This is a genomic window from Patescibacteria group bacterium (assembly GCA_023380635.1).
Lineage (GTDB): Bacteria > Patescibacteriota > Microgenomatia > JAMCZE01 > JAMCZE01 > JAMCRP01.
In genome coordinates, this window is sequence record JAMCRP010000001.1 from 36187 (window position 1) to 51412 (window position 15226).

A 15226-nucleotide genomic window follows, 5' to 3' on the forward strand; every position below is an offset into this window, starting at 1 on the left:
CTTCGCAAAAGCCGTAATGCCATAATATGGCGTGTTTAAATTTGAAATTACCGCTTCAGATAAACGCGCCCGGGTTGGAAAACTAACCACGCCTCATGGAGTAGTGGAGACCCCTGTTTTTTTGCCGGTCGGAACACAGGCCAGTGTCAAATCTCTGACTCCGGAAGATCTCGAAAAAATCGGAACCCAAATGATCCTGGCCAACACTTATCATTTATATCTTCGCCCGGGAGCGGATGCGGTATCCAAGATGGGGGGACTGCATGAGTTTATGCACTGGGACCGGCCAATTCTGACAGATTCGGGCGGGTTTCAGGTTTTCAGTTTGGGTTTTGGCATTGAACACCAGGTCGGCAAAATGATTGACCTGTTTGCCAAGGACATGGTTTTGGGAGAAACAATCGCGGTTGATCCCAAAGAACTGGTGGTGCGGACCAAACTGTGCAAAATTGAAGAAGACGGCCCGACTTTTCAGTCGCATATTGACGGGACAGTGCACTTCTTTTCGCCGGAAATTTCGGTGGAAACTCAGCAGAAACTAGGCTCAGATTTTATTGTCGCTTTGGATGAATGTACCAGCCCATTACATGACTACGAATACACCCAGCTTTCAATGAAAAGAAGCCATCGCTGGGAATTAAGATCACTTAATCATATGCGATCCTTTGCTAAAGCTCGGGATGGCCTTTCACAGGCCATGTTTGGCGTCATACAAGGAGGCCCGTTTGAAGATTTGCGGATCGAATCGGCTAAATTTGTTTCGGAGAATGATTTTTTTGGTGTCGGGGTTGGCGGAGCCCTGGTTTCCAAGGCAAAAATGAAAGAAATTCTTGACTGGATTCACCCGCATTTACATCCGGGAAAACCCCGGCATTTGCTGGGTATCGGGACAGTAGACGATATTTTTGAGGGAGTTGAGCGGGGAGTCGATATTTTTGACTGTGTTCACCCGACCCGGATCGCCCGGATGGGCTGGCTGCTGGTTAAAAACGGCACGGTAGATATCAATAAAAGTATTTATTCTTTAGACAAAAAATCTATAGAGGAGGGGTGTAATTGTTATACTTGCCAAAATTATTCCCGGGCGTACCTTCATCATTTATTCCGTGCTAGAGAACTATTGGCTTATCGTTTGGCGACAATTCATAATTTGTACTTCATGGACCAGCTGATGAAGAAAATCCGGAAGGCCATTCGTGAAAAAAGGTTTGCAAAACTGAAAGCGGATTGGCTACAATAAAGGAATAAATGAGACGCAGATCTGCCCATCGGCGCAAAGGGGGGAATTTTTATGGTGGCCTAATCCTTCTGTTAATTCTCGGTGGCTTGGCTTTAGGCGTTTGGAAAGCCCTGCCACTATTGCCATCGCTTCTAAAAGGAACTCATACTCATTATGATCGCATCAATATTGTTCTTGGAGGTCGGCAGACGGTTTTGGTTTCCTATAACCAGATCGGTAAATCCGCTGTTGTCGTCAAATTGCCGGGTGATTTATATCTTACGGAAGTGATTCATGGCTACGGGCAATATAAAGTTTCTTCGGTTTATCCGGCAGGAGAATTGGACCATCGCGGAGGGGAAACTCTGGCCGGAACAGTGCAGGAATATCTGGGCGTGCCGGTTGACGGTTATTATTACACAAACCGAACTCTGGGAGACCTTAAGACCTTTTTTCTTTCGCCGGAGTTTCTATTTGAGGCCAAATCAAATATCAGTCTTTTAGACCGGCTCGAACTGGCAATCGACCTTGCCGGGGTGCGTTTTGACAAGATACAATCTGTCGATTTGGAAAAAGTGGCTTCGCCGTTAGTGTTGGCTGACGGCTCGACAGCGATCAGTTTAGAAAAAGAAGAGGTAGATAGCGCCCTTTCAGGGATGTTTTCTGAAAGCCGCCTGCAGGATGAAAATTTGCGGGTCGAAGTTATTAACACGACCGAAGCCACCGGACTGGGCAGCCGGGCCCAACGACTGCTTTCCAATATCGGGTTAACGGTGGTTAATGTCGACAGCCGGGAACCGGCTTTGCCCACCTGCCAAATTCAAGCAGACAGCACCGCGTTTTCTTCGCTCACCGTCAGCCGGATTGCTGCTATTTACGGGTGTAAAATAGAAAAGAAAGACGACGGCAGCCGGGCGGCAGTGACCGTTATGCTGGGCCAAAATTACGCTGATTATTTAACAAAATGAATATAATCCTGATATTTGCGATAATTTTTATGCTCTCCGGTGTCCTGGCTTGGCGGAGCTTAGGAGATTTGCACGCTCCGGAAATTATCGAGAAGATTAAGAAACGAAAGGGCAGTTTGTTCGGCGTAATTAAGTTGCCTCAGGTTCCTCGTCAGCGTGAAGTTTAGAAGTAATCGAACTCTCATCATCTTCCGTTTCTGTAACCGGCGGCGTTTCGGTTAATAGTTCGTCACGAATAAAGCTGAAATAATCCTGGTTGCTTCCGACGAACGAGGGCGTGTCGGCAAACTTTTTGACCCTGGAGAGTTCCCGGATAAAAATAATTAGCTGGCTTTTGGAAACGGATTTTACCAGAGCGGTATAGCGGTTGCCGCCTTTAATCAAAATTCCCAGGCGGTGGCCCAGGTCATCGGGCAGAGAACCAAGATAGTTTGCTTCGATGTCGGTGGCCACAACCGTGTGTCGTTTGCATTCCAAATGAACCTGGTCTGCCTGGTTGAGTCTCAGCAAAGTCCGCATGGGTGCCAGATTCACCAGGGCGACTAACTTGGTGCGGCCCGGCTCTTCCAGAAAATTGGGTGAAGAGCTGATGGTAACCGTGGGAGTGCAGGCGGGATGGGGAGTTTTTTTAGACGGGGTTGTTGAGAGCGCCCGGGACAGGTTGCGGGTGGCGATGGAATCGTAGCGGTCAATTTTTAAAACTTTCCGAAAGATTGTAGCGGCTTTTTTATTGTCACCAAGCTCCAAATAAGCTTTCCCCAGACGGTTGAGGCAGTCAACATCAGCTTCGTTATCCTTTTCCTTAAGTATCCGGGTGTTGAGGTCAACAGCGAGTTTCCAGTCATTACAGAGGGCGGCCTTGATAGCGTCGTCGCAGAGGTTGGTCATGCAGTAAATAAACTTAAGGAATTGTAGGGGATACATTGTAAAAGTCAAGAGATCATAGGATAATATCGGTATGTCCGGACACTCAAAATGGGCCACAATTAAAAGAGACAAGGGCGCTAATGACGCCAAACGTGGCGCGGCTTTTACTAAGCTGGGCAACGCGATTTCCATCGCTGTCCGGCAGGGTGGAGGCGTTGACCCGAACTTTAACTTCCGGTTGCGGCTGGCCATCGACAAAGCTCGGGCAGCTAACATGCCCAAGGAAAACATTCAGCGGGCAATCGATAAAGGGGCCGGAAAAGGGGAAGGAGCAGCTCTGACAGAAGCGGTTTTTGAAGGTTTTGGCCCAGGCGGGGCAGCTGTAATAGTTGAAGCGGTTTCGGATAATAACACCCGCACTGCGTCGGAAATCCGCAACCTTTTTAATAAACATGGCGGCAATCTGGGCACGCCCGGGTCAGTTTCCTATCTTTTTACCCGGGTAGGGGAAATTGAAGCGGATAACGGCGAAGCGGTGTTTGAAAAGGCGGTCGAAGCCGGAGCTCTCGATGTGGAGGACAATTTCGTCTATACTAGTCCTGAGGACTTGCACCAGGTTAGTGAAGCTTTGGGTAAATCAGGGAGCTTGGTATTCCGGCCGAATAAGGAAACCATGGTAGAGGTGGCTGATGAAGAAACGAAGTCAAAGTTAAATAATTTATTGGAGGCCCTGGACAGCTTAGATGATGTCCAGGAAATTTATGTCAACGCCCGATAAAAAAACGGAAACATTCATTGAAGGTTGGGATAAATTGTATGTTCCGCCCGAACCTGGCAGCTTGCGCGAAAAGTTTTATAAATTGTGGAAAAAAGAACCAAAAAGTAAAGAACCTGAGCCTCAGGCGACGCACCCTGATACGCTAGTGCCTCCCGTTGAAACTCCGGCGATGCGCAACTGGTCAGAAAGCAGTGAAAGGGAAATTTAGCTTATGTTAATTCTTGGTATTGATCCCGGCACGGCCCGTTTGGGTTACGGTTTAATCAGAAATGGTAAGGCCGATGCCTTGACCTTTGTAGATGCCGGCTGTCTGGAAACCTCATTGGAAACACCGATGCCCGAGCGGCTGTTATATCTTCAGGGAGAAATTGGTAAAATTCTGGCCAAACACAAACCGGATGTTTTGGCGATCGAAGCGCTGTTTTTTGGCATTAACGCCAAAACCGCCATTGCTGTCGGGCAGGCGAGAGGGGTGGTTTTGGCCGAGGCGGCCAGATATAAAATCCCCGTTTTTGAATACCAAGGACTGTCTGTCAAGTTTGCCATTACGGGATTCGGCCGGGCCAAGAAGAAGGAGATTCAGGAAGGAGTCCGGCAAATTCTTAAAATGGATAAAATTATTAAGCCTGACGATGCGGCTGACGGGCTGGCGATAGCGATTACCCACCACATTAAACAGAGCATGAAGCGTCAAGCGGAAAGCGTCAAGAAAAAAACTAAACACTAAGCGCTTCCCGCTAAACGCTTGAAGTATGTCAAAGCGCCAAAAGTTTGTCATTGCGACTTTCGTTTTGCTTGCGGGAATTATTTTGAGCCGGGCTGGTCTGGGAGTTTTTTTGCAGTGGCGTTTCCGGGTCGTTTTATTTGCTTTAGCCTCGATTGCCGTCACCATCTGGGCTCTTAAGGACGAGGACTTTAATGGGGTAGAGTGGCTGACTTTACCGATCCTGCCGGCAATGTTCGCTCTGGGCTCGGCCCTGGCCTTTCCGCTTTTACCGTCGGGTTTCGATACGATTGCCACTGTTTCCGTTTCTTCAGATACTAGCATGCTTTTGTCTTTGGCGGTAAGACTTTTATTTCTGGCTGGTTTCGTGGTGGGGTATTATGCCAGCATTTTAACGGCTAACATCTATAATGTTGCTGCTATCCGAAATATTCAATTGCTACGGGTAGCGCACTCTATTGGTTTCCTGGTGACCGTCGCCTCGGCTCTGCTGCTTTATATTGTCCTGTTTTCGTTTCACTTAAGCGGTTTTCTGGATTTCTTTTTTGTGATGCTTATTTCCGGTCCGCTGATTTTCCAGGCGGTTTGGAGCGCCACTCTTGAAGAGAAGATCGGGGAGAGAACTATAAATTATTCTTTTATTGCTACGATCATTCTTGGCGAGGTGGCCTGGATTTTGTCTTTCTGGCCGGTCGGGATCTCTATTGTCGCTCTTTTTCTGACGGCCATTTTTTACGAAATGGTGGGCATCATCCAGTACCATTTTGATGAAAGATTAAACCGGCGCATCGCTAATGAATTTGTTTTTGTGGCTGTTTTTGTTTTTCTGATCACAATTTTTGCGGCCCAATGGGGCGGATAGGAGAGTGAGAGAAACAAAAACTATAGGACCAAGCTGAGGCTAGCGGGGATATTCTTTCACGAGGTTGTGCTCCTATTTTTCACAGATATCAAACTATATCACCTCGGTCGCTTCGCTTCTCGGTGCAAGCAGTGAGGTCCGCAAAAAACCCGAAAGCTACGCTCGGTTTTACGACTATAGGGCCTTGCTACGCTCCAAAGTTATGCCTTATTTAACTATTAATCTAGGTTTTATTGAGCACAAAACAAAATAGCGGAGCGTAACACGGCGCTAGATCTTACCGCGCCCTCAACTCTGGTTCTTACACTGCAGAGGCAAAACGGAAGAAGACAGGCTCGAAATAACGAAATTAGCCCGTATTGACGCTCTATTCTTTGCGGGAATAATAAAGGCCAAATTGCATATTATTACGCTCAAAAGTTAACGATTAGTGCATTGTTAGGCTCCAAAGTAGAGTAGCGCCCGTAGCCCTCTTCCAGATAAAGGCTCGATAATGGCTTTCGTTTTAAGCATCTTAAGATACTTAAGTTTCTTATGTGATCTTCCATTAGAGAACAGTGGCGACGGACTTAAAACCATTAGAGAGGTTCTCTTCTTTTCTTTTCTTTTCTTTAATTGTCTCTAAATAGTTAATGCCTTAAAGGAACCTTTTCTCTTGACGCCGGCACCCGGGAGCAGTAAAGTGATTATGTCGTAAATTGTATCTTTAACGACGCGACCGAAGCTGGGGTCTGGGGGAAGTGGTTCCTGGGCCTCATAGGTCTGGCGCATTAAGGATGGCAAATGTTTATAATTATTCCTGTGGGTCTGACAATTAATTTCTTATTATTCCCCAGATTTCTGGACCTGGTTGTTCCCTACTATAGGGTGACATTTCCGGCACGGGTGAGAAAAATATCTTGTTATAACAGGCTAAAATTAATGCTTCACTATGACTAGTGACAAACTCCTGGTGGAGTACATCACTGACTTTCTGGAGTACTGCGAGCTTGACCGGAGCCTGAGCCCTTTAACCGTTAAGATGTATGGCTACTACTTAGGCAGCTTTGCGGGCTGGTTGGCTTCCCAGGATAAGCCGCTTCGGCCAAACCAATTATCTGAAGATATCATTCGGGAATACCGGCTTTACCTAAGCCGCTATGTGAACCCGATTAAAGGACCGCTGGCCAAGAACACCCAGAATTATTTTCTGATTGCTTTAAGAGCCTTTCTAAGGTTCCTGACGAAAAAAAATGTTGAAACTCTGGCCCCGGATCTGATTGAACTGGGAAAAAACCGGGACCGGCAAATAAAGTTTTTGACCCGCGACCATCTTAATCAGATGTTAGTCCAGCCGGATACTTCAAAGTCTGAGGGTTTGCGGGACCGGGCCATTATGGAATTATTATTCAGTACTGGTTTGCGTGTCAGCGAACTGACAAAACTGGACCGGGACAAAATCAATCTGGATACCCGGGAATTTGGCATTATTGGCAAAGGCGGCCGGGCCCGGGTGGTATTTATATCTACTGCCGCCGCTGAAAGCCTTTCTAGGTACCTTACAACGCGTCAGGATCAGGCACGCCCGTTATTCATACGATATTCGGGTAAACGGGACGAAACTGACGGCGGAAACAAGATGCGGTTAACCCCCCGGTCTGTCGAAAGGATGATTGCTAAGTATGTCCGGCTGGCCAAAATTCCGGTGGCCGCCACGCCGCACACTTTGCGCCATACTTTTGCCACGGATCTTCTAAGTAATGGTGCGGATTTACGATCGGTACAAGAAATGTTGGGCCACAAGAATGTGGCGACCACGCAGATTTATACCCATGTGACCAATAAAAAACTTAAGGAGATTCATGAGCAGTTCCACGGAAAGTGACTACCTCGTTTCGTAGCTTAATGTGACCGTGACGGAAATTTCCGAAGTTCCGGGTTCGATTTGGGTCGGAACAGACGGAGCAGTTCCGCCGCCCAAACCAACCGCCTTGTCCATGTACAATGGCTGGGGAGTGGCCGTATTGCCTTCGGAAACATTAATCAGACGGCCCAAAGTGATGCCGGATTCCCCCGCAATTTCGGCAGCTTTCTTCTCGGCGTTATCAATGGCCAGCTTTCTGGCCTGCGCGCGATAGGTTTCCGGATTATCAACCGTAAACTGTAACCCGCCAACCGTGTTGGCACCGTTGGTTGTCCCGGCGTCGATAACCTGATTAATCTTGCCGAAATCCCGAACTTTGACCTCAATATTCACATCAATTGTGTATCCGGTAATTCTCTGCGGCTTGGAATTATAGTCGTAATCGGGACGAAGGTTGTAGTTGGTCGTTTGAATGTCGCTCTCCCCTATCCCCAACTTTTTCACAGCCGCCGAAATATTATTAATGGTTTGGTTAGCTTGGCTTTGGACTTGGGATACCGAACTACCAGAGGTGGTAAAGCCGAGGTTAACTTGGGCCACATCCGGTTTGGCTAAAACTTTGCCGTCGGCGGAAACGGTAAACGGTGCCGGCTGGGCCGTGGTAATCGAACTAACCGATAACGGTAAACCCGGGCCGAATTTGCCGTAAATGAAAAGACCCAGGAAAAGCAGAATAATAGTGGCTAAAGCGGTTTTCAGACTTTCGGACACGGATATAGATTAGCTGTCTATAGAGGGGGGTGTCAAGACCGGGGTTCGGCTTCCAGTGAAAGCATATTATTTTTCCAGCGTGGCGACGGCAGCGAGATGGTCGCTACTATCAGAAAACCTCATCAGGATAACACCCTGGGTGGCTCGGGATAAGCGGGGAACGGAAACGAGCGGCAGTTTAATCACAATCCCCTTGGCCGAAGTCAGGATCAGCTGGTCGATATTATCGTCGATGGCTCGGGCGGTGACGAGTTTTCCGGTTTTGGGGGTAATCTGCATCGCCTTAACTCCCATTCCCCCGCGACCCTGTTTGGGAAACTGCTTCATTTCGGTGCGTTTGCCGATGCCTTTTTCCGAAACTACCAGAAGATCGCCGTCGTGGGCACATTCCATGCCGACCACATAATCCTCCTTGGCTAATTTAATTCCCCGGACGCCGATGGTGTCCCGGCCCTGCGGTTTGGCCTGTTTTTCGGCAAAACGAATGGATTTGCCGTCGTGGGTTACCAGAATAATTTCGTCATTACCTGAAGTCAGCTTGGCCCAAACCAGCTCGTCGTTATCTTCCAGCTTTATGGCGGTTAGGCCGTTTTTACGGATGTTGGCAAAATCTTCAATGGGGGTTTTCTTAACCGTACCGCGGCGGGTAGCCAGAAAAACATACTTGGGGGCGTTGGGGATATTTGGGGTGTTGGGATATGACAGGACTGATTGGACGGCCTCCCCCTGGGCGGTGTTAATAATATTAACGATGGCCTGGCCTTTGGCAGTTCTGCCCGCTTCCGGCAGTTCGTAAACTTTTGTCTGATAAACTTTCCCTTTGTTGGTAAAGAAAAGGATATTGTCGTGGGCGCTGGCAGACACCAGGTGCTCAATTTCGTCTTCTTCTTTGGTAGCCATGCCGGTAACGCCTTTGCCGCCCCGCGCCTGGGCGCGGTAGGAGCTGGGCGATAATCGCTTCACATAGCCGGTTTTAGTCAGAGTAACGACCATGGGGTCATTGGGAACCAGATCTTCTTCGCTAAACTCTCCGACCTTGCCTTTGATAACTTTGGTACGACGCTCGTCGCCGTATTTCTCTTTTAATTTCTGCAGTTCGTCTTTAATTACTTTGCGAATTTTTTCCGGATGGGCCAATAAATCTTCCAGATAAGCGATTGTCTCGCGCACCATTGCCAATTCGTCTTCAATCTTTTGCCTCTCGAGAGCGGCCAGACGGCGTAGCTGCATGTCCAAAATGGCTGTGGCCTGAATGTCGGTCAGTTTGTATTTTGCCATTAATTTCGTTTTGGCGTCTTCGGCGCTGGCGGCTTTTTTAATTAAGTCGATGACTTCGTCGATGTGGTCGACCGCAATTTTTAATCCTTCCAGAATATGCTCCCGGGCTTTGGCTTCCTTCAGTTCGAATTGGCTTCGGCGGGTGACGACATTCTGGCGGTGCTTTAAGAATTCCTCCAGAATCATTTTCAGAGTCAGGGTTTGCGGCGTCTGGTCGACCAGAGCAACGATATTGACCGGATAGGAAGTTTGTAATTCGGTATGCTTAAATAAATTATTAAGCACTGCCTGCGGTCTGGCGTCCCGTTTTAGTTCAATATAAATCCTCATTCCGCGCCGATCGGATTCATCGCGCAGGTCAGAAATTCCTTCAATCTTTTTGTCCTTGACCAGATCGGCAATCCGGGCGACCAGGTCAGCTTTATTAATCTGATAAGGAATTTCTGTAACGATAATGGCGGATTTGCCGTTGCTCTGCTCTTCAATCTCGGTTCGCGCGCGAACCACAATTTTGCCTTTGCCGGTGCCGTAAGCCGCCAGGATTTCCTTCTGGTCGTAAATTATGCCGCCCGTGGGAAAATCCGGGCCTTTGATAAACTGGACCAGATCTTCAACAGTCGTATTTTCTTCACCCTTATCAATTAAAAAGCAGATGGCGTCGACCACTTCGCCCAGGTTATGCGGCGGGATTTTAGTGGCCATACCCACAGCAATGCCGTCAGCGCCCATTAACAATAAGTTAGGCAGCAAGGCCGGAAGATAGACCGGCTCGACATCGGTGTTCGAGTAGTTGGGAATAAAGTCGACAGTTTCCTTTTCAATGTCCGCCAAAAGGGCGTCGGAAACGGCAGCCATGCGGGCCTCGGTGTAGCGCATTGCGGCCGGCGGATCGCCGTCTACTGACCCAAAGTTACCTTGACCGTCAATCAGCGGATACCTTAAGGAAAAGTCCTGCGCCATACGCACTAGCGCGTCGTAGACCGGAATGTCCCCATGGGGATGGTAGTTTTTTAGTACCTCGCCTACAACCGCGGCCGATTTGGCATGTTTACTGCTATGGTGCAGACCAATTTTGTGCATCGCGTAAATGATCCGGCGGTGCACCGGTTTCAGGCCGTCACGGACATCAGGTAAGGCGCGGCTGACAATAACCGACATGGCGTAATCGAGGTATGCCGATTCCATTTCCGAGGTGATTTCAGAAGAAAGAATCTTGCCGATTTTCGGATCGAATTTTTCTAGTTCTTCGTTTTTGTGGTTATCCTGTTCGTCCATTTTTTTGCAAAAAAATTACCCTTTCGGGACATCTATATTCTACCATTTTTGAAGCCGCGCAACAACTGTTTAGAGGTCTTTCTAAAGCGAATTAAACTATTAGTCCAGCCAGAAGCAGCGCTACAATGTTTGCCACCTTGATCATCGGATTGATCGCTGGGCCCGCGGTATCTTTGTAGGGATCCCCGACTGTATCGCCAGTGACCGCGGCTTGATGCGCCGGACTCTTTTTGCCGCCATAATTACCGGCTTCGATATATTTTTTGGCATTGTCCCAGGCTGCCCCGCCGGTCGTCATGGAAACGGCCACAAAAATACCGGTGACAATGGCGCCGACTAGGACCCCTCCCAAGGCGACGGGTCCCAGCAGAAAGCCGACGGCAACAGGTACGACCACCGGAATCAGAGCCGGAACCAGCATCTGTTTAATCGCGGCGCCGGTGACGATAGAAACAGCTTTGCCATACTGCGGTTTTTCCGTGCCCTTCATGATGCCCTTGATTTCTTTAAACTGTCGCCTAATCTCCGTAACAATGGTGCCCGCAGCAATCCCGACTGACTCCATAAGCAGGGCTCCAAAAAAGTAAGTCATGGCTCCACCCAGGAACAGGCCGATTAAAACTTTGGGGTCAGTCAAAGAGAAAACCAGGGGCATAGCTGTCCGGATCGCCACTTCCTGAACATAGGCGCCAAATAAAACCAAAGCTGCTAAAGCAGCTGACCCAATCGCATAGCCCTTCGTGACGGCCTTGGTCGTGTTTCCCACGGCGTCTAAAGCGTCGGTGACATTTCTGACTTTTTCCGGCAGCCCGGCCATTTCGGCAATGCCGCCGGCGTTATCGGTGATCGGGCCAAAAGCGTCAATGGCCACGACAATACCGGTAAGAGATAACATTGCGGTGGCTGCGACGGCGACGCCGTATAAATTAGCCAGATAATACGAGAGCAAAATAGCCACGCAAATGACGATAACCGGCGCGGCGGTGGATTTCATGGAGACGGCCAGGCCGGCAATAATATTGGTTCCGTGACCGGAGTTACTGGCGGCGGCAATTCCCTTCACACTGCCATAGTTTTTGGAAGTGTAAAACTCGGTAATCACAACCATGGCAGCAGTGACGCCGATACCAATAAGCGCGGCAAAATACAAATTAACCCAAGGAAAAAGGGCATTGTCGGCCATCAAATAGGCAGTCAGCGGCAAAAAAGCCAACGCCGAAAAGACCGCGGCGGCAATTAAACCTTTATACAAAGCGCCCATAATGCTACGCTTTTTGCCCAGAGAGACAAAGAAAGTGGCAATAATGGAGCCGAAAATAGAAACGGCGCCGATTAACAAAGGATACAAAGAGGAAACCGGATAATGCGGAAAAACCAAATTACCAAGTAGAAGTGTGGCCACCATGGTGACCACATAAGTTTCAAACAGATCCGCCGCCATGCCGGCACAGTCGCCGACATTGTCGCCGACATTGTCCGCAATGACACCCGGGTTTCGTGGATCGTCTTCGGGAATCCCCGCTTCGATTTTGCCTACCATGTCCGTGCCGACATCAGCCGCTTTAGTAAAGATTCCCCCGCCGATCCGGGCAAAAATGGAAATTAATGACGCGCCAAAACCCAAGGCGGCCAATTTTTCATTACCGCCCGGTAAGACAAGGACCGTACTAACCGCGAGCAAAGCTAAACCGGCGACCATTAAACCGGTGACCGATCCCCCATCAAAGCCGACTTTAAGAGCCGCGCCCAAACCTTTGGTGGCGGCCTGAGCTGTACGGCTGTTGGATCTGACGGAAACACTCATGCCAACGATGCCGGAGGTGGCGGATAAGACCGCTCCAATCAAGAAAGCGATCGCTGCAAACGGGCCATACAAATAATAAAGTATTGCTAAGACCAGTAGAGCGACGACGGCGACAACAGAGTATTGTTTCTTGAGGTAGGCGTTGGCCCCTTCCAAAATAGCCTGAGAAATTTCCTGCATTTTCACAGTGCCGGCCGGGAGGGCTAAAATCCGATTAATCTGCCAGAGGGCGTAAGCAACGGCCAAAAATCCGGCCCCGAAAGAAGCATAAATCAGATTTTGCATAACTGCTTACGATTATATATATGGGGTTTAGCCGTTTGCAAGGGCTAAATGTCTAGGTTGGCTGTCTTGGCTCGGGCCTGAATAAATCTTTTTCTGGGGGGGACCAACTCGCCCATTAACATGTCAAAAGTGGCGTCGGCGCGCTGGGCGTCTTCGATAGTGATTTTTTTCAGCTGGCGGTTTTGTGGGTTTAAAGTGGTTTCCCAAAGTTCCGAAGCATCCATTTCCCCCAAACCTTTGTAGCGCTGAACATTCAGTTTGATATTGCCCAAACTTTTGGTAAATTCTTCCTTTTCCTGTTCGGTGTAAACATATTTCTTCTCCTTGGCCCACTCGATTTTGTAAAGCGGCGGCATGGCCACATAAACATAGCCGTTTTCGACGAGGGGGCGCAGATGGCGGTATAAAAATGTCAGATACAAACACATGATATGGCTGCCGTCGACATCGGCATCAGCCATGATAATAATCCGGTGATAGCGCAGTTTTTCAATATTAAACTGATCGGAAATCCCCGCCCCGATAGCAATAATTAAGGATTTAAATTTATCGGAGTCCACGATCTGGTCGATCCGGGCGCGTTCGGTGTTTAAAACCTTCCCGAATAACGGCAAAATGGCCTGAAACTTGCGGTCTCTCCCCTGCTTGGCACTGCCTCCCGCGCTATCCCCTTCGACAATAAATAATTCACTTTGAGCCGGATCGCGCGACTGGCAGTCAGCTAATTTCCCCGGCAAAGCAGACCCTTCCAAAGCTCCTTTGCGAATCACTGCTTCTTTGGCGGCCCGGGCGGCAAGTCTGGCTTTGGCGGCCAGGAAGACTTTCTCTAAGATGGCCCGGCCGTCACGGGGGTTTTCTTCAAAATAGGTATCCAGAGCTTCTTTAACGACGGCAGCCACGGCCGGCTGGATTTCGGCATTATTCAGTTTGGTTTTGGTCTGGGATTCAAACTGGAGGCGGTCAGCAGCCATCTTCACATACACCACGGCCGTCAAACCTTCCCGCAAATCTTCTCCGATAAAACTTTCCTGACCCTCTTTAATCGCCCCGATTTTTTTGCCATAGTCATTGATACTTCTGGTCAAAGCTGAACGAAAGCCGGCCACATGGGTGCCGCCGTCTGGGGTTTCGATGATATTGACAAACGACTCCAGCCTTTCACCGAAATCGTTGTTATATTGCATGGCGATTTCAATGCCGACCGGGGCAACAGCAGTTTCCACTTCTTTGGAAACATAAAAAATATCGGAAAGAGTTTGTTTATTAGTGTTCAGATGGGCCACTAGAGCTTTAATGCCGCCTTCAAAGTAAAAGCTGTACTGCGCTTCTGAGCGTTCGTCTTTCAGGTTAAATAAAAGATTTGGCACCAGATAAGCCCAGTTGCGCAGCTCGTTTTTTATGGTATCGAAATTCCACTCGATGGTTGAGAAAATTTCCGGATCCGGTTTAAAGGTGGTTTTCGTTCCGGTCTTAGTGGATTTACCGATTTCCTTTAGCGGTCCGTCGGCAACGCCTTTTTTGTAGGACTGGCGGAATAATTTCCCTTTCTGCTGGACTTCCACGATCATCCAGGTAGATAAAGCGTTAGTGGCGGCGGCCCCGACACCATGAAGACCGCCGGATTTGGCATAAGCCTTGGCGTCAAATTTGCCGCCGGCGTGCAGCCGGGTCATGGCCAACTCCACGCCGGAAACTTTATATTTAGGATTAATGTCCGTCGGAATTCCCCGGCCTTCATCCTCTACAGTCAGGGAGCCGTCAGCGTTAATGGTTACGGAAATTTTCTTGCCGTAGCCGACCAAAGCCTCATCCACACTGTTATCTACAATTTCCTTAAAGAGGTGATGCAGACCTTTTTCATCCGTCGAGCCAATGTACATTCCGGGGCGCTTGCGGACAGGTTCAAGGCCTTCCAAGACCTGAATGTTTTCTGCAGTATATGAATCTTTAGCCATATAAAAAGCAGACTTTATCTGCCCTCATATTTTACTATTTTAGGAAGAGATTTTCCAGAGTTAAACGGACATTGGTGTTGGCCTGTAAATACTTTTTTGCCTTCAGTAATTGCCGCAAGTGTTTGGTGCCGGAAGCGACAATTAAAGTGTCAATAAGGGCTATCGCCTCACCCCGATTTTTGACGGTTTCAGCCCATTTCGAACCATTGCCAAAGTTATAACTCTCGATCCAATCGAGAATCTGTTTTTCCTGGTTACTGATCTTACCAGCCCTCCTGTCGGTACTGATATTAATGATTAAACATCGGGAAGTGACAGTTAGTAGCAACTGGTCTTCGTTTTCGGCAAGAAGAATAATTTCAGTTCCCGCCGGAGGTTCCTCCAGAGTTTTTAAAAAGGCATTCTGGGCTTCTTCAGTAAGATTCTGGGCGTTTTCGACAATAACTGATTGGCCGGTACTGATAAGGCCTTCCAGTTCCCGGATCTCCCCCACTCCGGTCGGGTTGACAATCAAACCGTCTGGAAAAATCTCTTTCGCTTTGGTCAGCCGGCTTCGGCTGTTTCCTCCGGTAATCAAAACACTCACGGGGCAATTTT

The 15226-nt window shown here is 48.6% G+C and carries 13 protein-coding genes; 7 read left to right on the forward strand and 6 right to left on the reverse strand.

Annotation, left to right across the window (positions count from 1 at the left end; all coding sequences use genetic code 11):
- The first annotated feature begins 31 nt into the window (after positions 1-31).
- Positions 32-1240: a tRNA guanosine(34) transglycosylase Tgt gene (gene tgt / locus M1403_00260; GenBank protein MCL4397457.1), complete on the forward strand. Its 1209-nt coding sequence runs from the start codon at positions 32-34 to the stop codon at positions 1238-1240.
- Positions 1241-1248: 8 nt separating this feature from the next.
- On the forward strand, positions 1249-2187 hold the full coding sequence (locus M1403_00265; protein ID MCL4397458.1) for an LCP family protein: 939 nt from the start codon (positions 1249-1251) through the stop codon (positions 2185-2187).
- A gap of 129 nt (positions 2188-2316) precedes the next feature.
- Here the strand turns inward: M1403_00265 and M1403_00270 are convergent, their stop codons facing one another.
- A complete protein-coding gene (locus M1403_00270; GenBank protein MCL4397459.1) occupies positions 2317-3075 on the reverse strand; it encodes a tetratricopeptide repeat protein in 759 nt (252 codons plus the stop codon).
- A gap of 70 nt (positions 3076-3145) precedes the next feature.
- Here M1403_00270 and M1403_00275 point away from each other — a divergent pair, with 70 nt between their 5' ends.
- From M1403_00275 to M1403_00295, 5 genes are all read left to right on the forward strand, one after another.
- Complete coding sequence (locus M1403_00275) at positions 3146-3832, forward strand: YebC/PmpR family DNA-binding transcriptional regulator (GenBank protein MCL4397460.1); 687 nt, start codon at positions 3146-3148, stop codon at positions 3830-3832.
- The gene (locus M1403_00280; GenBank protein ID MCL4397461.1) at positions 3816-4040 is read left to right on the forward strand and encodes a hypothetical protein; all 225 of its coding nucleotides are present in this window, start codon (positions 3816-3818) and stop codon (positions 4038-4040) included. The genes M1403_00275 and M1403_00280 overlap by 17 nt, the downstream gene beginning before the upstream one ends.
- 3 nt (positions 4041-4043) lie before the next feature.
- A complete protein-coding gene (gene ruvC / locus M1403_00285; GenBank protein ID MCL4397462.1) occupies positions 4044-4559 on the forward strand; it encodes a crossover junction endodeoxyribonuclease RuvC in 516 nt (171 codons plus the stop codon).
- A gap of 25 nt (positions 4560-4584) precedes the next feature.
- Positions 4585-5418 carry a hypothetical protein gene (locus M1403_00290; GenBank protein ID MCL4397463.1) on the forward strand — a complete coding sequence of 278 codons (834 nt, stop codon included), beginning with the start codon at positions 4585-4587 and terminating at the stop codon, positions 5416-5418.
- 931 nt (positions 5419-6349) lie between these two features.
- The gene (locus tag M1403_00295) at positions 6350-7282 is read left to right on the forward strand and encodes a tyrosine-type recombinase/integrase (protein MCL4397464.1); all 933 of its coding nucleotides are present in this window, start codon (positions 6350-6352) and stop codon (positions 7280-7282) included.
- On the opposite strand, the gene M1403_00300 is transcribed toward M1403_00295, so the two are convergent.
- The 5 genes from M1403_00300 to M1403_00320 all read right to left on the reverse strand — a co-directional run bounded on the left by M1403_00300 (position 7283) and on the right by M1403_00320 (position 15215).
- Positions 7283-8032 (reverse strand): SIMPL domain-containing protein, encoded by a 750-nt coding sequence (locus M1403_00300; protein MCL4397465.1) that lies wholly within the window; start codon positions 8030-8032, stop codon positions 7283-7285. It lies immediately after the preceding gene.
- 66 nt (positions 8033-8098) lie between these two features.
- Positions 8099-10585, reverse strand: coding sequence for a DNA gyrase subunit A (gene gyrA, locus M1403_00305; GenBank protein MCL4397466.1), 2487 nt, complete (start codon positions 10583-10585; stop codon positions 8099-8101).
- 91 nt (positions 10586-10676) lie between these two features.
- On the reverse strand, positions 10677-12674 hold the full coding sequence (locus M1403_00310; protein MCL4397467.1) for a sodium-translocating pyrophosphatase: 1998 nt from the start codon (positions 12672-12674) through the stop codon (positions 10677-10679).
- 44 nt (positions 12675-12718) lie between these two features.
- Positions 12719-14629: a DNA gyrase subunit B gene (locus tag M1403_00315; protein MCL4397468.1), complete on the reverse strand. Its 1911-nt coding sequence runs from the start codon at positions 14627-14629 to the stop codon at positions 12719-12721.
- A gap of 34 nt (positions 14630-14663) precedes the next feature.
- On the reverse strand, positions 14664-15215 hold the full coding sequence (locus M1403_00320; GenBank protein ID MCL4397469.1) for a hypothetical protein: 552 nt from the start codon (positions 15213-15215) through the stop codon (positions 14664-14666).
- Positions 15216-15226: the final 11 nt, after the last annotated feature.